Origin of the sequence: Microcoleus sp. MON1_C1 (assembly GCF_036701945.1) — a bacterium.
GTDB lineage: Bacteria > Cyanobacteriota > Cyanobacteriia > Cyanobacteriales > Microcoleaceae > Microcoleus.
Map to the genome: position 1 here is coordinate 141,898 of NZ_JAUBRO010000006.1, position 20,206 is coordinate 162,103.

General features: G+C 44.6%; 13 protein-coding genes and 1 pseudogene. 1 reads left to right on the top strand and 13 read right to left on the bottom strand.

What is annotated here, in order from left to right; translation table 11 throughout:
* Nucleotides 1-405: 405 nt before the first annotated feature.
* The 13 genes and pseudogenes from QUA62_RS05375 to grxC all read right to left on the bottom strand — a co-directional run bounded on the left by QUA62_RS05375 (nt 406) and on the right by grxC (nt 19,206).
* Complete coding sequence (locus tag QUA62_RS05375; protein ID WP_333402823.1) at nt 406-5,748, bottom strand: AAA family ATPase; 5,343 nt, start codon at nt 5,746-5,748, stop codon at nt 406-408.
* Between the two features lie 112 nt (nt 5,749-5,860).
* Nucleotides 5,861-6,139: a hypothetical protein gene (locus QUA62_RS05380; protein WP_333402824.1), complete on the bottom strand. Its 279-nt coding sequence runs from the start codon at nt 6,137-6,139 to the stop codon at nt 5,861-5,863.
* A 97-nt stretch (nt 6,140-6,236) separates the two neighbouring features.
* The gene (locus tag QUA62_RS05385) at nt 6,237-7,640 is read right to left on the bottom strand and encodes a tetratricopeptide repeat protein (protein WP_333402825.1); all 1,404 of its coding nucleotides are present in this window, start codon (nt 7,638-7,640) and stop codon (nt 6,237-6,239) included.
* Between the two features lie 59 nt (nt 7,641-7,699).
* Nucleotides 7,700-8,557, bottom strand: coding sequence for a tetratricopeptide repeat protein (locus tag QUA62_RS05390; RefSeq protein ID WP_333402827.1), 858 nt, complete (start codon nt 8,555-8,557; stop codon nt 7,700-7,702).
* 87 nt (nt 8,558-8,644) lie between these two features.
* On the bottom strand, nt 8,645-9,433 hold the full coding sequence (locus QUA62_RS05395) for an SAM-dependent methyltransferase (protein WP_333402828.1): 789 nt from the start codon (nt 9,431-9,433) through the stop codon (nt 8,645-8,647).
* 237 nt (nt 9,434-9,670) lie between these two features.
* A complete protein-coding gene (locus tag QUA62_RS05400; protein ID WP_333402863.1) occupies nt 9,671-10,177 on the bottom strand; it encodes an AAA-like domain-containing protein in 507 nt (168 codons plus the stop codon).
* A pseudogene (locus QUA62_RS05405) lies at nt 10,164-10,514 on the bottom strand (AAA-like domain-containing protein). Before QUA62_RS05405 ends, QUA62_RS05400 begins: the two are co-directional and overlap by 14 nt.
* 148 nt (nt 10,515-10,662) lie before the next feature.
* The gene (locus QUA62_RS05410) at nt 10,663-13,164 is read right to left on the bottom strand and encodes a glycosyltransferase family 2 protein (RefSeq protein ID WP_333402830.1); all 2,502 of its coding nucleotides are present in this window, start codon (nt 13,162-13,164) and stop codon (nt 10,663-10,665) included.
* A gap of 709 nt (nt 13,165-13,873) precedes the next feature.
* The gene (locus QUA62_RS05415) at nt 13,874-14,455 is read right to left on the bottom strand and encodes a hypothetical protein (RefSeq protein WP_333402832.1); all 582 of its coding nucleotides are present in this window, start codon (nt 14,453-14,455) and stop codon (nt 13,874-13,876) included.
* Between the two features lie 162 nt (nt 14,456-14,617).
* On the bottom strand, nt 14,618-16,456 hold the full coding sequence (locus QUA62_RS05420) for a CHAT domain-containing protein (protein ID WP_333402833.1): 1,839 nt from the start codon (nt 16,454-16,456) through the stop codon (nt 14,618-14,620).
* Nucleotides 16,457-16,564: 108 nt separating this feature from the next.
* The gene (locus QUA62_RS05425; protein WP_333402835.1) at nt 16,565-17,704 is read right to left on the bottom strand and encodes a Gfo/Idh/MocA family oxidoreductase; all 1,140 of its coding nucleotides are present in this window, start codon (nt 17,702-17,704) and stop codon (nt 16,565-16,567) included.
* Between the two features lie 184 nt (nt 17,705-17,888).
* Nucleotides 17,889-18,875, bottom strand: coding sequence for a glutathione synthase (gene gshB, locus QUA62_RS05430; RefSeq protein ID WP_333283189.1), 987 nt, complete (start codon nt 18,873-18,875; stop codon nt 17,889-17,891).
* Nucleotides 18,876-18,942: 67 nt separating this feature from the next.
* Nucleotides 18,943-19,206 (bottom strand): glutaredoxin 3, encoded by a 264-nt coding sequence (gene grxC / locus QUA62_RS05435; protein WP_333308809.1) that lies wholly within the window; start codon nt 19,204-19,206, stop codon nt 18,943-18,945.
* Nucleotides 19,207-19,735: 529 nt separating this feature from the next.
* Here grxC and QUA62_RS05440 point away from each other — a divergent pair.
* Nucleotides 19,736-19,906, top strand: a complete 171-nt coding sequence (locus QUA62_RS05440) for a hypothetical protein (protein ID WP_333402837.1) — start codon at nt 19,736-19,738, stop codon at nt 19,904-19,906.
* Nucleotides 19,907-20,206 lie beyond the last annotated feature (300 nt).

Here is a 20,206-nt window from a genome sequence, read left to right on the forward strand (position 1 = left end):
CCGCTTGCATCGGAATTAATATTACCCCCAATCAGGACACGGCCGTGCCATTTGCCTACAATTAATCGGGTGAGAATTACATCTCTCATTAAGTGTTCTTGATTATTTGACCGTAGAGACACCGCGAGTGCCCATGGGTGTCAACTTAACGTTAAACAGGTAGTCCGACAGTCCGACAGGGAATGAATTCCCTGTCTCAAAGCTAAAGTCCTCTCCAGAGGACTGAGAAGAAAATTTTTTAAACTCATGAGTCCTCTGAAGAGGACTTTAGCTATTAGACAGGGGTTTCAACCCCTGGCGGACTGCCGGATAGGCGGGAGGACTGATAAACTAAAAGCTTAAGTTGACACGACCAAAGGCAGTGCCGTGTTCTCGGTATCATTCCTCAACTAAATTCTTCCATACTTACTTCTGTTTAATTACTACCAAAGTAATGTCATCAAATACTTTTTGTTCCCCGATGTATCGCCGCAGGTCGTCAATAACAGCTTGCTTGATTTCTGCTGCTGACTGTCCCCTGTGAAGGGCAATAACTTCAATCAATGGCTCGATACCGTACTGAGAGTCCTTCATATTAAAAGCTTCCGTAATTCCATCACTATAGAGTACGACAACATCCCCCGAATTTAACTGTATTTCAGTAGAAGCAATGAAATCGGCAATATCTGCTTCCAAGGCGATCGGGAAGCCTAAGTCCATGGTATCAATCCGCTCTACTTCGCCACTGGAACGCACGACAATCACCTCTTCGTGCTGTCCGCTCAAACGCAGGGTGTTGTCCCGATATTCCAGCAACGAAAGGCTCATATTTTTACCGGAATTCATGCGTTCTACGTTGTCAAAAAGCGTTTGGTTGACTGTCTGCAATAATTTAACTGGGTCGGTTTCATTGCGAACCAACAAAGTGCGAATTGCTGTTTGAGCCATAATCATTAACACGCCGCTTTCTAAACCGTGTCCTGTCACGTCGCCGATGCCTATTGTGCCTTTACCGCCGTGATTTAGTACGTCGTAGTAGTCGCCGCCAACTTCATCAGCCGGTTCCATGAATGCAGCAATTTCTAGCCCATCAATTGACTCTAATTCCTGCTGTTGAGGCAAAATCATTTGTTGCAGGCGGCGAGTTACATCTAGTTCGGCACTCATGCGAAGGTTTTCTACTTTGAGCCGTTCGTTCAAAGCCAATATTTCTGCATTAGCTTGGGCTAATTGTGCGGTGCGATCTTCTACTTTTTGCTCTAAAGTTCGGTTGTAATCTTCTAATTTTTCGTAGAGACTTGCATTTTCAATCGAGATCGCAGCTTGAGCCGCAATGATTTTTAAAGTTTCCACTCTTTCCGAGGTAAATGCGCCGAGCGCCAAATTATTTTCTAAATAGAGAATTCCACCTAGTTTGCCTTGATTGAGTAGGGGGGTGCAGAGGATCGATTTGGGCCCAGTTGCGGTAATGTAAGAATCCCCAGTAAATAGTCCTTCATCGGTGGCGTTATTTAATACTACATTTTCGTGGCTGCGAGCGACGTAGTTAACTATGGCGGTTGATAGCAGGGGAATTCCAGTTGCAGGATCTACGGAATCTACGGGAATGGATTGCATAATGGTAATGATCTCGGATTCTACTGCTGCTTCGGCTTCAATCGCCCAATTGCCGCCTTGATGCAGAATCAGAAAACCTTTTTGGGCGCCTGCGTTTTCGATCACAGTTTTCATCACCTGGTTTAACAATTGTTCGAGAACAATTTCACCGGAAATAGCTTGGGATGCTTTCATTACTGCGGCAAAATCCAGTGCTTCGCCGGAATTGCTACCAGTTGTCCTGACTGGATTGATGATATTATTTTCAGTATCTGTTCGGGTTGAACCAAGCGACTGAATGGCTAAAAACTGCGGGTATCGCCCTTCTAAATCTTTTACCTTAGCTATAGCCCCCCAGCGCTGATAAGCATAGTGGGCATCTTGCAGGTAGTGACGGGCAACATGATTTTGATTTCTGGCTAAATAAAACCTGCCTGCTAGTTCGTAGGCGAGGGCTTCTTCGTTGAGATATTCGTTTTCGCGGGCTAAGATGATAGCCTTATCGTAATATTCTCTGGCATCTTTATCGTTGCCTAATACGCGATCGCGTTCCGCTTCGACTAGATAGAATTTGTGCAGGTAATTCATGGGAGCCTGCTTTGCCCATGTTTCCATTTTTTCTTGTTTAGCAGCCACCTTTGTCAGGATTTCTGCTCTTTCTGTTTCTGAGGAATTAGGATAGAGCGCTAGTCGGGCTAACATATCATACAAATAGACAACAGGGAGAATAAAAAAGGAGCCTGCATTAGCTGAGTATTCTTCAAAGCGGTCTGCATTCTCCACAGCTTGCTGAAATTCCTCGAAAAGATAACAGAGGATAACTTTAAGTGAATAAACCTGCATGAGCGCAGTGCGATCGCCACCTGCTTGATGAACGGGTATCATCTTTTGTTCGTCGTATACTTCACCAATCAAACAGCAGGGATTTTCTACTTGTTCCCCCAAGTTTAGGATCGCCTGCATAAAGATTTGACCCCAATAAATGTATGCTTCCTGTTGAGTTTGATAAGTAAATTCAAGGGCTTTCGCCATTTCTTTCTTGGCATCGATCAGCTCCACACCGCTGAGGTACAAAGCGTAAGCATAGCTAAGGGTAATACTAGCAGCATATTCAAGATCTCCTGTTTCTATCGCACATTGATAAGCTTCCATGCACAAAGAAGATGTGTCTTTGAGCGGTTCATTCCAATGCTTGATAAATGTCTTATATATTGCATAAATTCTTGCTTTAAATGTTCTATCTTTGAATCGATCCAGTAGCTTCAAAGCAAGTTGACTAAACTGATAGCCAGTGTCAAGCTCTCCTGACGAGCAGAGGATCATTCCGTAACCTACATACGGAAAAGCAGAGCCAGCAGAATTACCATACTGAATCGATAAATTTACCTGTCGGCACCAATTTAGCAAGCTCAGTTGATTAATTGCTATGAACGCAGGGCCAAATAAGTAGTTCATCACCCGCATAGCTGCTAGTTTATACGGGTCGGTCATTTGCGGTAAGTCGATTAGATTCTGGGCTTGCCTGCCCGCTAAAGCAGATTTTATCTGCTCCATCTCTTGTGCCAGATCGGATTGGTTCGGTCGTTGCGGTAATTCTACCCCTAATAATTTCAGAACTTCTAGCCCAATGTCGATCGCCTCTAGGAATTTAATTTGAGCGCAATAAGCTTGCATTTTGATTTCATAGACTTTTACTTTGTCTAACAGCGTTTTTGCTTTTTGCAAAACTACCCCAGATAAGCGCTCCATTTCATCGTAGTTAGCAATTGTATAAGCTGTTTCTGCTGCTTCTAAATACAAATCTAAGGTAAGGTTGTACTGCTGCGACCAACTCTTTTTATTTAACAAACTTAAGCCAATCTCAAGGTAATTGAAAGCTGGTTGACTAGCCGCTGAAGATTTGGCTTTTTTACCTGCCTGTAAGTTGAATTGGGCTAACTCGTATCGCTCTATTTGTCGATCGATCAGCGCTCGGCCTTTGTTCAACTGATTGACAATATCAAATAGGTTCTGTGCCAATTCTTCAGATGGTGTATTTTCCAGTAACAACCTGCCCACGCGCAGATGTACTGACTGTCTATCTGCTTCCGAGATGAGAGAGTAAACTGCTTGTTGAATGCGATCGTGGGCAAATTTGTATTCTGCAACCAACCGCTCGGACAAACCTGCTACATCAAGTTCCGCCAACTGATAGGCATGGCTGAGGGGTATAATTAGACCGGATTGAAGTGCTGACCGTAAATCTGTTGCTGTTTCTTGTATAGATTTTTCGTAGATAATTGCCAGTGTTTTCAAGTCAAACTGATTTCCTACGCAAGCTGCTAATTTTAAGACTGCCTGAGTTGCTGTCGGGAGTTTTTTGACATTTTTGCTCGTCAGATCTAAAACGTTATCTGTAATTGGTTGCGCTTTTATTTGTTCTAAGTCCCACTGCCATTTCTGAGATTCGTAGTTAAAATATAACCATGCTTCAGAATGCAGGGATTTTAAGAATTCATTGATAAAAAACGGATTACCACCAGTTTTTTGCTGGAGCAATTTGGCAAGTGGCTTAGCATTTTTTGATTCCGCAAAAAGCGTATCAACTAAAATTTGCGTAATATCGGTTAAGGCTAAAGGTGTCAAAAATATTTTATTAATGGTTGTTACTTTTGCTTTGGCAATATTTTCCAGAATTTGAGTTAGCGGATGCGCCTCGGTTACTTCATTATCGCGATAAGCGCCCATGAGAAATAGATATTTATTATCTGCTACTGTCATGAGGAGTTGAATTAATTCCAGCGATGCTATATCTGCCCACTGTAAGTCGTCCAAGAAAATTACTAATGGATGTTCGAGTTGTGTGAATATATTAATAAATTTTTGCAAAACCCGATTAAAGCGATTTCTCTGTTCTGCTGGCGGGAGATCTGGTAGGGGTGGTTGCGAACCAATAATTAGTTCTACTTCAGGAATAACTTCAACGATTACCCCTCCAGCTTCCCCTAATTCTGCTTGGAGTTTCTCTCGCCACTTGCTAATTTGGGTATCGCTTTCTGTTAGTAACTGCCGCACTAACGAACGAAATGCCTTAATTAAGGATGCGTAAGGAGTATCTCGTTGAAACTGGTCAAATTTACCAGCAATAAAATAACCGCGTTGACGAGTCAGCGGCTTATATATTTCTTGTATTAATACAGTTTTTCCCATCCCAGAATATCCTGAAACCAGCATCATTTCGCTGGTTCCTTGGCTGACTCGCTCGAAAGCAGCTAATAAGGCAGAAATTTCCCGCTCTCGCCCGTACAGTTTTTGCGGAATTTGAAATCGATCGGAAATCTCGTGCCGATCGATTGGGAAAGGATCGATTTGCTCTTTAGTCTCCCACTGTCTGAGACATTCTTGTAAATCTGCCTTTAGCTGATATGCTGATAAGTAGCGTTCCTCAGCATTTTTGGCCATTAATTTTAACAGGATAGTTGAAATAATAGGTGGAACTTCTGGTGAAATTTCGTGGGGTGGGGTAGGTTGTTTAGCAATATGACAATGCACCAATTCCAAAACATCATTCGTGGGGAAGGGTAACTGTCCCGTTAGTAATTCATAAAAAGTTATCCCCAGCGAGTAAAAATCAGTCCGGTAATCGATTGTTCGATTCATGCGACCTGTTTGTTCTGGCGAGATATAAGCTAGCGTTCCTTCTAATACGTTCGGGTTAAGAAAACTTGGGTTTTCTCGCGACCGTGTTGTGGAAATTCCAAAATCAATTAGTTTCAGCTTACCTGTCTGCTGATTTAAAACAATATTTGATGGGTTAATATCTTTATGAATGATGTGCTGCTGGTGAACCTGACCGAGAATGTCAACAATTTCAATAGCCAGATGGAGAAATTCAGCAATTGTAAATTGTTTCTTAACGATTATATAATTGAGGGATTCGCCACCAAAATCTTCTAACGCAATTACCCACTGATTTTCTAGGTTTTGGAAGCTGTAAACATCTATTACGCCTGATAAATTAATGTTTTGGGTTATTTCATACTCTCGCTTAAACCAGGCAATTTTTTCAGGTGAAGGATAGGATTCTTTGAGCATTTTGAGGATAACAGGCAGATTGTCTGTTTGCCGATATCCGCGATAGACTAAGGAGTTACTGCTCTCATGGAGTTTTTCAGTAATTTGGTAATTTTGCATAGTTAGGTTTTGAGGATAAAAAACCGCAACAAGTGCGGTTTGAGATGAGGAAATATCAATCTACTTTCCCAAGTGTAGAAAATTATTAGTGGTTTGACTTCAAATCCACATCCTAGTCAGAGTCAGGTTTGGGGTCTGGCGGTGGAGAAGGAGGAAAAGGGTCTGGATCTGGCAAGGGATCGGGGCCGGGATCGGCTAAAGTATAGGCGAGCGGCACTCGTTCCTGTGCAAAAAGTGCTGCAATTTTAGCATTTTCATTACTCATCATTGCAGTCTGTTCTGCTTCAGTTAAACCCACTTCGTCCATTAAGGAACTAGGGTTATTGATGAAAGCACTTTGTTTCTTCGTGTCAAGTGCTAAATCTGTTAATAAATCCAATAGGTTGCTCATGGGATATTCTCCTAAATCTCTAAGGTCGCGAACAGTGAAGAACTAAACTAATCGTCATTAATTTTTTCAGTTGATTTTCTGGCAATTAAGGGTTTCATTAATTGGGTTCAGAAAATTTTAACATTATTCCATCATCGTGCAACTTTTTAAATATCTTTGCTCTGTCTTCATGTGAAAACACTGGAGTTTGATAAAGCCTTTCTGTAACGTAGTAAGGATTGATAAGGAATGCAAGCTCTAAATAAGCCGTTTCTGTACCAATATTACTTTTGTTTCCCAGAAGATGGCTTGCTTCACAAAGAAAGAAAAGAATATAACTCCACATCTCTGTCAGCTCAAAGTGTTTCCATAGCCATAATTGAGGCTCTTTTTCAAGACCTGATGTCGGGTTCTTTATCACCTCTTCCAAAATAAGCTTCTTTAATTTATGTCCCTCCTCAGCATGACTATTTATCCATTTCAACTGCTCGATACTAACTGAAGGTTTGGGAACATTAATTAGATGTCGCAATAGCTTTTTACATTTTTGGCAAAACTCCACTTCTGTATCTCCCAAAAACTGCTCTAATTTTCTTTGAATATTTTTAATGTCATTGGGTTTTAATGACCCCCTTTCTTCCTTCTTTTGGTTAGCTTCAATTATGGTGAGAATTAGCTTAGCCATCAAGTCACCTGGACTAAGTATCAAAGCTTGTTGGAGAAAAGCGATCGCCCTAACGTAGTGTCTTTTTTTATCCTCTGGCTTTGATTCTTTCTTGGTCAAATAAAAAGACAAGAAAGCGTGTTCGTAAAGACTTACTCGGCCACTTTTCAAGAATGGAACGGGAGAAGAAGACTGTTGCATAATCTCGATACTCGGAGCTATTACAGCTTCAACTTCTACATCCCAGAATGAATTTTCGTAGTGTTGAGTCAATCTGTAAACTGTCGATATCATACCCCATGCCCAAGCGTATGTAGGCATGAGTTCAATCGCTCTGTTAAGGCATTTCAAAGCGTCTTCTGCGTGTTGTTCGATCTTTTCTTTTCCGCAAGAATTCTCTGGATTAGGTTGCTGAGATATCGGCTCCTTCAGGAATTGGCTGATACCCTTAGTTATATACAGGCGATGGGTTGCTCCCAAGTGAGCTAAGGCCCACGCATAGTTGCTATTTTCTGGTTGTTTATTATCAAGCGCTTTTTGGAAATGCTCTATAGCTGATTTAATATATTCTGGCCTTTTGTTATTTTCCGTAATTGCTCGAAGACGATAGGTTTCACCTAGCTGTGCGTGAGCCCAGAAATACCTATCGTTTTTGTCAATCGCTTTCTGTAAATAATGTTCTGCTTTCCCATAATCCATCACATGGTAATAGCTTGCTCCTAAGTGAGCATTAACCCAAGCATTGTCAGGATACATTTGGAGTTGTTCAAAGATCTCGATCGCCTGTTCGTAAGCCCCTGACAAGCGAAGAGTTTCTGCTTGTTGAGCCATCATCATATCGCTGATATCCATCTGCATAAAATTATCCTGAAAAGACACTTGATGTTTAATTACTTGAAATTTGTTTTCTCAAACACTTAACTAGCGAGTAATGCCTGAGTTCTCGCGTCGTCCCGCCAATCCAACCAAGCTGGATCGTGACCGACTAACTCAATGGCTTCATCATTGATCGGAATAGCTTCTCGCAAATATTGCCATGCTGGTTCGCAGTTACCTGTCAAAATTGCTAAACCGCTGAGTCGGTAGAGAATATCTCCCCGATCGCCCGTTTCCCATTGAGAAAGCAATGCTGTCCGCGATCGCTCGATTTCGCTTGCGGCTTTGTCTACTCCCTGCCAGCGCGCCTTAGATACCGCGATGCAGTACAAAGCTGTAGTGTCATCGGAAACCTGTTGCAACCTCTGTTCGCAACAGGCGATCGCCTCAGAATATTGACCGTCATAGCAAAGAATCAACCCTTTCTCAATTTGCCAATTTTTCCCCGCAAATATGGTTTTGTCAAGGGCGATCGCTCGATGGAAGTCAATCAAGGCTTTCTTGTAGCACTTCATCAACTCATAGAGGCGACTGCGATAAGCGATCGCCCAAACGTAATCCGGCTGACGCTCAATAGCTCGATCCAAGTCAGCCAGCGCCTTTGGGTAATATGCTTCTCCCAGAAAGCGGTAAGTTACGCCTCGGTGAGCGATCGCCCAAGTATAATCAGGCTGCAACTCGATTGCTCGGTGAAAATCTGCAAAAGCCTCCTGATAGCGTTTCATCAGATAATAAGTTTCGCCCCGGTGTGCGATCGCCCAAGCATTGTTAGGTTCCAAGTCGAGCGATCGGTTGAAATCGTCTAAAGCTGCTTCAAAATGTCCCGTCAGCCGATGGTGTTCACCATGATGAGCCAGAGCCCTAGCATCGTCGGGGTTTTGTTCTATATAAAGCGACATTACCACATTTTTTCTCCTCTAACACATACATTTTTTATCTGCTGAACAAAAACTGTAGTTTTTACTACATTCTCTTTGCAAAATACCTTAAGTTTCTTTAACAAAAGACATACCCAACCGTGCCATCATTTCACTGTTTACAGGTGCAGGCGCTTGAGGCGGAACATAAAGTGTCGAAACTAGAGTAACACGAGTTTCAGCCAGTTTGGACAGAGGAATATGCTGGATAACTGGCTCGCAAACCGGATAATAAACCGCTGCTTCGTAAACAATTACTTCGTGGTCAGAACCATAGTATGTTTCTAACACTTCAGCTAACACAGTTAGACCGCGCAATTGAATCCCTTCTTGATAAAAACCCAGATTGCCGATCGTCGCAATTTGCCACAAAATTAAAGCACTGGTCGGGTCAAATTTCCGCCGCCGAATCAGAAAATCTGTCGCTTCAAAACTTTGACATCCATTGCGTCCTGGGTCAAGACCGAGGTCTGCAAACAAGCAATCTTCGGCTGAAATTCCTGGCAACATTTGCGCCCGAAAGCCTTCGTGACGCGCCTGTTTAATTGCTTCATGGGTAGGGTAAGCAAAGACACCGGGATGACCGTAAAAAACAGCACAAACATTCAACTCCTGACGAACTTCAGCCAAAATGCGATCGACCATTTCTCGATAAGTTTCTCTACGCCGCTGATTGTTAGTATTGTAAGGTAAGGCTTCTGCGGTGGGATTGAGTGTCTGTAGCCATTTAGCAGTAACAGGATCGGCTACGGCGAACAGAACTTTGTCAGCTTGCTCGATCCACGCCTTCGCTGCTAAGGTCAGATGACCAACTAATTGAATTCCCGTCCCGACAACAGTTAAAGATCCCGTTTTCAAATGTAACTTCCTCCAAGCGATCGCAAAATCTGTTTCAGTTATGGTAGTAACGCAAATTGCTAGTTATATAATTAAAGCTGCTAACAGGTAAGTTGTTAAGCTCTTTTAGCTGTTATTGCAGCTCGGATAAAAGCAAAGCAAGCAAAACAACGTAGCATGATACAAATGACAACTTAGTGTTGCTCGGTCTTCCTGAAAAATCTGATCGACTGCTACTTCAAACCGATCGCCAAAATACTACCTAAATAACTCGCAACTTACCGTCGCCAGATTGCCTTGTAAATTTACCAACCCCATACTTTCCAACTTAAATTCCTCCACTAAATACAACTCCACAGGTGTGCTGCTTTTGACAACTCCCACGAAGGCTGCCAGCAACTCTGGCTGCTGTTGTAAGTTCCACAGTTGTCGTTTTAGGCGATCGCTATAAATTCCGGCAGAGATGGGAGAGTTTTGCAATACTTGCTCTGGAGTGACATCCCCACGCCCGATACGATCAAGACCTACCCGTACTAAATAGGTATTCCTGTTTACAAAACCCGTCAGTTGCTGGGCATCTTCCCCTGACCAATCCAGTCCTTGCCGTTTCACCCAATCCTGCACTTGGTCGCTGTTAAAGGGCGGTAGTTCCGGATCAAACGGCGATTTATTTGCGCTCAGCGGGATATACAGCTTAGTGGAGTGTACCACGACTAACCGGAGTTTTCGCCCAATTCCCCGATTTTTGGCTTCAGGAGTGCCCAGTTGGCAAAAGTCCGCAAAAGTCGATCGTCAAATTGGGATAGGCAAACAAGCGATCGATATCGTCTAAAGCTAACACTAAGGGTTTGGTTGTTGAGAGTAGCAAATACTGCTCGAACTACATCTTGCAGCTAACCGGGCTGCCAAATAGATCCTCCCCATATTCTGCTATTTGATTGCCCAGTTGCAAACCCAAACCGACATTGGCGCAGAACCACCGCAAGAATCTCTCCAAATCTTGAAAAATTTCTCTATTTGCTAACTGAAAATGTATAAATATTTTTGCACGATTACTTAAAAGATATGAGGTAAGGTAATCTAAAAATTCCTCAGCCTTCATCTGCTGATATAGCAATCCTTGCAGGAGTCGTAAATTTTTACCCCACCCCAACCCTCCCCGAACCCGCTCTGAGTCGGTAAGAATTTCACAAATAATGCGAGGATTGCTAGATCAGCGGTGCAAAATTCCCAACTAGGAAAAATTGACTCTAAAGTTGCGAAACTCCGATCGGTCTAACTGGCCTATTCCTCTCAAAAACAGCCCTCGGTTTCAAAGCGATTCTCAACAACAGCCACAGCGATCGCCATTCTCCGGGAGTTTCCTGCCGCTTCCACTGGCCCGGGCGACAGTACAGCATTTCGATCAAACAGCGGTGCTGGCTAATGTTCAGGCGATCGAAGGCAATTCGCACAGTGGGAAATTCCCCAAAACTGCACTCTTTCCCATCCCGAAAACTCGACTCCAACTGAGATTTATCGCTCACCAACTCAATCTTAGCTACAGGAATAAAACATTTCTCTTCCATAATTTCCAGAGTCGCCGAATCGCAATCAATCAAACTTTTGGCCAAACTCCCCTTAGTACCCAACTCAAGAACAGACGGCGCTAGCGAGTTCCTCGCTTTGACTGCCGCACTTCGAGGAACCGCTTTTATTTTACCCTGCGATAAACTTGTCTCAAAGGCATATTTTGGCAAATTTTCTGCTGCTGTAAAACTCTCTTTACTGCCTTTATTTTTCACCGCAAAACTTGGCCACTGCGTCAGAGCAACTTCAGCGCCACTTTCCGAAATTACAGTGGTTACACCCCAAAAATTTTGACCGCCAATATTCAATTGTACAACCCTGCGTAAATTGAACCATTCGTAAATGTCCGGCTTAGGAATATCCACCAAAATCAGTAATGCAATCCCGATCATCAGCAGGTTGTAAGCGCTCCAAATCCATCCCAAACTCATTCCTTTTGACAAATGTGCATTTTCTGATATTGACTGTACGGTACCAACATTTTTAACTAAATTAATGTTTAAATTGTGCCACAAACTGACTGCTGTAGCTGCGAACAAGACAATCAAAGGCCATCCCAAATTCCAGTTAAAACTAAAGCGATCGCTCGCAATTCCTTTTGGCGTCACCTGAAACCCTTTCCCAAAGGGATTCAGCATGGAACTCACTACCGTCACCCCTAAAGGAATACACTGGACGAACGAATAAATATCGGAAAGCAAAGCCGATCCCGATCTGCAGTTCAGCCAAGAAAACACAGTAAGTTGCACCAAATAGTAAGGCAGGAAAAAGTACAGCAATTCCCGCGCACTTGCTCGCAAAGGAATTATGTCGAAAAACGAATAACCTAAAGGTATCAACAGATATAAAACCTTGGTTAAACTGGTAAACCAGTGCAGCAATCCTTCCAAATGAGACAGCCTTTGTACGAATGTGAGACCGCGAATTGTTAAAGGATTGGAATCAATAAAAAATGCCTGAAGCGTGCCTCGCGCCCAGCGTAGCCTTTGATTTAGATGAGCCTCTATATTTTCAGCCGCCAAACCAGCACTCAATTTTTCATCTAAATAAACTAAGCGATATCCGGTTGCTGACAGCCGAATTCCGGTAAAATAATCTTCGCAGATTGAATCGGTGACCAAGCCTCCCGCTGCTTCTAAAGCACTCCGCCTAACTACAAAAGATGTACCGCAACAAACCACGCTGTCGGCGCTGTCTTTGATGATTTCAATTTGCCGGTAAAATATTTCTTCTTCCGGCGCGAGTACATTTTCTAAACCTAAATTACGGGAGATGGGGTCGTGGTTGTAAAAGCTTTGCGGTGTTTGAACGAGGGCGATTTCGGGATTTTGAAAAAATCCAACTGTTCGAGTTAAAAAGTTTTTAGTTGGGATAAAATCTGCATCGAAAACTACAATTAGTTCTCCATTAGTTAAGCCTGTGGCATGGTTAATGTTTCCAGCTTTGGCGTGAATATTATCGGGTCTGGTTATATACTCGCATCCCAGTTCTTTTGCCAGCAACTTGATTTCAGGGCGCTTAGTATCGTCGAGCAAATATACTTTTTTGTTGGCATAATCTAAAGCTTGACAGCCGATTACAGTGCGCCGTAAAATAAAAGCCGGTTCGTTGTAAGTTGGGATAAAAATATCTACGGACGGGGTGAAGTTTCCAGCTTCAACTGCAACTGCCATGCGATCGGCTTCTCGACGCCGGTCTTTCATTCTCAGCATTAAATACAGTTGAATACTGGTGTTGAAAACCAGTAGCATTTCTAGGAAAAACAGCCCCAAACTAAAGATACCGTTGAGGGGATCGGTTAAATTTAGAGTAGCGAGCGATCGCCATAAAACGTAGCGAATTGTTAAAGCCAGAACTATTGCAACTACTACAGCGCGCGACCATTTCTGCGGTTGAGGCGAAATTTTAATTGCAGCTAAAGCAACGGAGACAAGCGCGATAGTCGGCACTAACAAATACATCTTGCTCGTAGCAGGCACTTGCAGCCACACAGGCGGGTTTTGCTGCCAAGTGTTGATTGTGGCAAAAATACCGCTGACTGTACCTTCACGGGCAAACCAGGCTCCGGCGATCGCACCTGCGAAAGCAACCGCCCCCAACACGACTAGCGTTGCCGTCGGCACCCGCGAAATCCGCCAAAAGCGGCGTTTCAAGTCTTGAAGATCAAATCTTGAAGTTGTCATAAAATAATTTTAAAGTCCCGATCGTGCATACAACAGTAACGGTTTCCTGCTGTCCACTTTTTAATTCAGTTGAAAATTCCGACACACCCCAATTATTATATTTACATTTTTTAACATTCTGACCATTGTATGATAATTCATCTTGCTTGGTGTTGCCAAACTTCTTAGCGAGTCCAAACCTGGCAAAATATAGCAGAAGCAAGAAGGAAGAAGGAAAAAGGCTTTAGTTATCGTCGCGAGAGAAGTCAATCGATTTTAGATTTTAGATTTTAGATTTTAGATTGAAGCATTGACCCCACGGATAAATTCGGGGGCTTGTATCCTGGATGCTTTCGCTCAGAAGCAATCTTCGGCAAGGATTTCAGCAATTAAGAACCTCCTAACTTACCTTTTGCTGACATTGCTGCAAAAGGCTTTCGGGCCTGTTCCACGATAAAAAATTTTTATTGTGGGCCGTTTCTCGGACGCCACCCCTAAAAAGCTTATTGAAAATGCTGCCACATCTGAGTCCTAACCGTCGGGCGCGCTTGCTATAGTTCAAAAAAAATTATCTTGTCTACAAATCAAATAGGATTGCTATATAAAACTATAGCAATCCATAGGAATTAACAATTAGACGAATTTGACATCTAACTAAAGGTAGATTAATTTTATATTAATTTTAAAAAAATTACCGCTATCGCAGCCCAAAAACCCAGCCATCAAAAAACTAATCAGCAATTTCTAATTGCGAGATTGCATAGCGGGCAACAGCCAAACTAACTCTGGCTTGTTCTATTTCCGACAATTGGGCCCAAGGTCTTTTAGTAGCCATGACTAATTCCGCCCCTTCCGAATCAACATCTCGCATCGCATAAGCCAAAGGACGTGCCAACACCTGCAAATCTTCCTCAGCCCACTGAGGCAAAATATCTAAGACACACTCTACCATTTGGTCAGCTAAAGATTGATACTTAACAGTTGCGTTTTGCACGCTTTGAGCGATGCTGGCCAGAAAATCTTGAGGAACGCGAGCAAATTTTTCGCGCAAAGACTTTTGCAGAGCAGTCGTCAGCCAAACTTGTTCTAATTGCGAGAATAAAACTTGCGACTTCAGGGCAATATCGCTGTCGCTGAAGGAATCAGATAGCGCAAATTCCTGCTCTAGGGCAGCCAAATAAGATTCTGATTCAAGCTGTGCAGGATTCCAGGGATAAGCAACATCAGTCTGAACTATTGTGGCGAGAAGTTCCATCTGGGCCTGAGTTTGTGAGTCGCGAAAATATTCAGAATCAGGAGATTGGGTAGCCATGATGTAATACCTCAGGGGGAAAAGGAAAATATAGAAGGGGGACTGTGCCAAGAGCTAGTTGGGAGCTATCAGTGGTAAGTAACTCTTTTAAATTCAGATTGGAGACTCAACAGAACTTTGGTGTGCTACTCGCCGCTTGCCTTCATTAGCTACACCCGCATCTTAATTCGTTCCGCAATCAGTCTCACTGTAGCCCGAAGTTTTAGCAACCTCAATAGTGAACTCAAAAATCTGACCTTGAGAACTGCCAAATTTTAGCTGAGTGCCCGATCGCAGCAGTAATTCTTGGTGGTGAACTCTCTGCCATCCCTCAGGCCCCAAAACTAGAGTCCCATAACGAGAAAAATCGCGCAGGAAGTAGCTAGGTTCGCCCCGGCTATCTCCGATAGTGTTTCGGCAGAAAATCTCGGCGTGTTTTTGAGAAACCCACTGTTCTCGAATCACTACGTCGTTTTCTTCCCAGCGTCCGACTCGAACCATACCTGCGCGAATCGGCCAAACCTGATTGGTCGATTCGGTGGATTTGGCATTTGGTCGATCGCGCCCCCGCAAATAAGCACAAGACGGCAAGCGTCCCAGCCAAGTAGAAGAATTTAAAGGCAATTCAGTTTTTAGGTCATCTACCGGCTCAGTTAGCTGACCGTCAAACTCAGGGTGCATATACAGCACAGGCAGCGTCCAAGCCGGTTGATTGAACTTGTAGAGCGTCAGTAACTGCTGTCTGGCGACGGCGACTGCGCGATCGATCGACATCCGTCCGGCCAAAGCTTGGGCAAAAGTTTGAATAAAACTCAGGGCCTCGCGATCGGCGATCGAGTCCCGCATCCCCAACACCGCAGGCACGCCGTGATGGATCAGTACCTCAGCCAAACTGCTGCGGGCGATCGCCTGTTGCTGGCCGTTAGTTGAGTGCAGCCTCTCCACCGCCGGCTGAGCTCCCCAGCAGGCATTAAACACCGCCAGAGTCACGCGGCACCGAACTAAAACCTGAGCCAGTTCAGTCCCATTAATCGCCGTTTCCGGCCCCAAAAATAGCAAACCGCCGTCGGGGCCCGGGATTCCGTGGCCGGCGTAAAACAGAATGTTGTAAGCTTGCGTTTCCAGCCGAGAAATTAGTTCCGCCGGAGTAGGTTCGATCAGAGTATCGACGCGAGTCGGAACGCTGATGTCAAAATATTTGCCGCTGTCGTCGGTTTGAAAAGCACTTTCCAGAACGCCAGCTAGGGCGAGTGCTTCTTCTCCCAACTGCAAATGACCGTTCTTGCTGTTGGAAAATTGGGAATTAGCACCGCCGCCGGGTTCTGCTTGTCCCAAAACTAGCAAAATGTTGAGCGACTCCGCAGGCTGCAGGGGTGGCAAAGGTTCAACATTGCTGGTAGTGCGGCTGAACAGCAGTTGCTGCGACAGAGAAATTGCCGGTTGACCGGCTTGAGGCTGCATGATTTCCCAAGGTAAAGCAATTAAATACGGTTCGCGCAAGTCTACGCGCACTCGCAGGGGTAGATTTTGCCCGATCGCGATACCTTTACTTTCCTGGAGACTACCCTGAATCGGCCCTTCAAACAGCCACTGCCAAAGATTAATCCCCAAATGCTGCATCAGGCGGCTGCTGTAGCTTGCCGGTGGCCGAGGCGGATGCTGATCCCCTTTGTCGCCCCACCCCCGCTGGCCGAGGTGCAGCGGCACAGAGGGCGTCGCTGGAGCGAGGTCTAGCGACTGAGGACTTCGTTGTTCAGTTTCTGCCAGTATATTCTGGTTGTTTTCCGGCGAGACGAAACTGCCATCAGGATTTAGGGGCAATTCGTGAATTGTCCCGGAGGGCGAAAACATTTCCTGCCAAGCTTTCCAAGATTGAGATAGGGTATCGGGCCACATACAGTCGTGGTGAACGTACCCGCTGGGATAGGGAGCTTGTAGAACCCAAGTGGCAAAATGGTTTGCCCCAGCGGTTCTCAGGCGAGCGATCGCTATACTGAGGCAAGGACTTTCAGGGCGCGCCATTCACAACTACCGACTCTGGATATAGGGTTGGATTGAGTTTCTCTATTTGTAGTTTATCGGGTTTGGGGTGCGATCGAGTGCGTGAGATTGCTTTGGCAGTTTTTACTTTTACTTAGTATCCAAAAATTTATCTATCTTCGGTAAATCTACCCAAGTTCCCGTAGCATTCGACTCCTGGGTCAAATCCATCAACAACTGCGAGTAAACCCCTTCTCTGAGGGACGGTATCAACGATTTACCTGCATCTATTGCTTCTACCCACCTATCTACTACTCGAATAAACGGTGCAATTCTCCCGTCTGGATAAACTTGAGGAAACTCCAATCTTTGAGGAATTTTGATTTCAGCTAAAGGTTCTCCACCTTGGGAACCCCACAAGCGAAATCCGTGGACGTAATCTTGCTGGTTGTCGCTTCCCAACACCAACGTACCCTTACTCCCGTATATTTCCACCCAGTGTCCCCGCCCTTGATAAGTAACAGAACTCAAACAAACTTGACAAGGAGTTCCCCCGGCTAATTCCAACATCAACGTGCACGAATCATCGGCATCAACTAATTTTAAATTTCCCGAATCATTCGGATCGGGCCGCCGCGAAATTCCTGTAATCAATTGCCCCGAAAGCCTCTGCGGCGGGCCGAACAGCCAGCTAATATAATCAAAAACATGAGAACCTGTCGCGCCCAAAACTCCGCCGCCTCGCTCTTTTTGCGCGTACCAATTCCAGGGGCGACTCGCATCAGCGCGGCTCGACACCAGCCAATCAATTTTAATTAAACGCTTTTCTCCCACATATTCTGCTGCCAATAATTCTGCTAGCATTTGCCATGCGGGGATGAAGCGAAACTCAAAATCCATTGTGGCAATTGCTCTCGAACCACCATTTTTAAAATCGGTTTGAGATTCGTTGTTTGCCAATCGGTATAGTTCCCTGGCTTCATTTGCTGTTAGGGCTGTGGGCTTTTCTAATAATAAATTCTTGCCTGCTTCCAAGACGGTTTTTGCCATTTCAAAATGCAAAAATGGCGGCGTGGAAATGCTGACGCCCGCTACTTCGGGGATCGCTACTATATCGGCGATCGAGTCGCAAGCGTAGGGGATATTGTGGGTAGAGGCGAGATCCTTTGCTTTGTCTAAATTCCGGTGGTAAACAGCCACAACCTCTGTCCGATGATGGGCCTGGAATCCGGGAAGGTGTACTTTTTGACCGAAACCTGTACCGACTACTGCAACGCCAATTTTTGACATAATTTAATAATTGGGAATTGGGAATTGGGAATTGGGAATTGGGAATTGGGAATTGGGAATTGGGAATTGGGAATTGGGAATTGGTAGCAACTAACAAATAACTAACGACTGCAACATCTGCCTGACGCTCGATAATTAATCCGTGTATCCGTGTCCTAATCTGTGTCGTGCTTTCCTTCTTCCCTCATCCTTCTTCCTTCTTCCTTCTGCCTTCTTCCTTCTCCACCCATTCAATTACTTGTTTGCCCAAATTAACGCCGTCAAACAAGTCAATTTCTCTGATCCCTGTAGGGCTGGTGACATTAACTTCTGTGAGATAACCGCCAATGATATCAATGCCGACAAAGTACAGTCCGTCCCGTTGCAGCACTGGTTCTAACTGAGCGCAAATTTGGAGTTCGCGATCGGTGATTTCGGTTTTTGCGACTCGGCCGCCGACGGCCATGTTGCCGCGAAATTCATTGCCAGTGGGAATGCGGTTGATAGCACCAATGGGCTTGCCGTTCAACAATATAATCCGTTTATCTCCCTCTTTTGCTTCCGGCAGATAAGTCTGAACCATCACTGGAATTTGCCCTTGTTGAGTGCTAATTTCCACCAGGGAGTTGAGATTGCGATCGTCGGCTTCCAAGAACAAAATCCCCTCGCCAGCTTTGCCACCCAATGGTTTAAGAACTGCTGCTCCTTTTTTCTCAACAAATTGCCGAATTACCTGCTTGTTTTGAGAAACAATTGTCTCGGGGATCGCTCCCTCAAATTGCAAAGCATACATCTTTTCATTCGCCGCCCGCAATCCTTTGGGACTGTTAACTACCAAAGTTTTAGTGGGATCGATGCCATCTAAAAGGTAAGTAGCGTAGAGGTAAGGAATGTTGACTGGGGGGTCTGTCCGCATAAATACTGCGTCCATTGCTTCCAGAGGCTGCAAAGTAGGCTGTTCCACCTCATACCAAGCCTCAGCAGCCTCCCAGCGTCCATCTACCAGTTTGACTGGGGTGAGGGCTACCCGACTCAGCATTGCCCAGGTTTTGCCGCCGATGACGCTTAGTTCGTTGGCTTGAGTCGCCCAGACTTCGTGGCCCAACTCTTGAGCTGCCTCCATCAGCGCTACGCTGGTATCGTGTCCTGGAATTAGTCGCGCGAGGGGATCGATGATGAATGCAAATTTCATTGTCAGTTAAAATTAAGAATTGGTCGCAGGAAAATTAGGGCTAACTGAAAATTCGACAAGGAATGCCTCATTTTGCTGCTAGCAGCGGGTCTAGCTGGCCTAGAGCATCAAGTTTGTGGATGTCGTCGCAGCCACCTATGTGTTGGTCGTTAATGAATATTTGTGGCAGGGTACGGCCTCCGTTGGCTCGATCGCTCATTTGAGCCCGTGCTGCTTCATCTCCGTCGATCGCGTACTCTGTAAAATCAATCCCTTTTCGCTTTAGCAGTGCTTTGGCACGAATGCAAAACGGGCAGGTTCTCCAAGTGTAAATTTCTACTTTAGGGGTCATGGACGCTCAAGCAATAACAATATTTTTTAATTGTAATCTTAACCCTAGTGCGGACTGTTTTTAGTTCCTAGGCTGAAACCCTTGATTTTTCGTTGGTAGCGAACTTGCCTTGGAGCCTTGAAACCCTTATTATACGGTTGACTCTCAAAAACTGTCCGAGGGATTGATCTTAACCAATCTTATTTTAATTTTTATATTTTAATTTTTATTACATATAGCAACCTTCTCGGCGTTGCACCGGAGGTTATTCATTGCTGAAACCCTTGCCGGGAAGTGCATTTGCCTTCTTCCTTGTTTTTACCCTGACTGAAGTCGCTATAGCTTTCTTCCTTCAACATCCGGCTCTATTTGCAGCGCACAAGCTAGGTGTGAAGTTATTTTGTATACAAGTTTTTATTATTTTATATATTAAGTAAACAAATACCCATGCTTAAATAAACGGAGACATTGGGAAGGCAAACAGGTTGGTCCTCAGCCTGCCTAGCGCTGCGGACCAACCTGCTTGTTTCGCTTTCTGCACGAACAGATCATGCCTGCACCTGTCAGTAGGACTGCGATCGCAGTACCGGGTTCAGGAATAGAAGTTGAGTCTCTCGAAGGTGTGCTTGGGTATATTTCGGGCAAGCTCGGCTGGGTCGCCAATGGCGGGTCCGGTTCCGTTGGTGTTGATCCCTGGCTGGGGGTACAGGCACTAGAATAATTTCCAGGGCCACACACATCTACTTGTGCTGAAGCCGGAGGGGCGGCAGCTAGATAGTAAAACGCTGTTGCCATTGTGGCAGAGAGTCCAATTGCTAGTTTTGCCAGTGGCGTACACATAACTATTTAGTTAAACAGTGGTAAAATCGAAAAATAGAAATAGTCCTAGAGATTAGCGCTGTACGACGGGCAAGGATTTTAGAGTTCTTACAATAAATGGATGTATTCTCTGGCGGACGTCTGTAAAAGATAGTATAGCGCTTGAGGTGAGTGCCCAAACACTTTAATAATAATATTATTC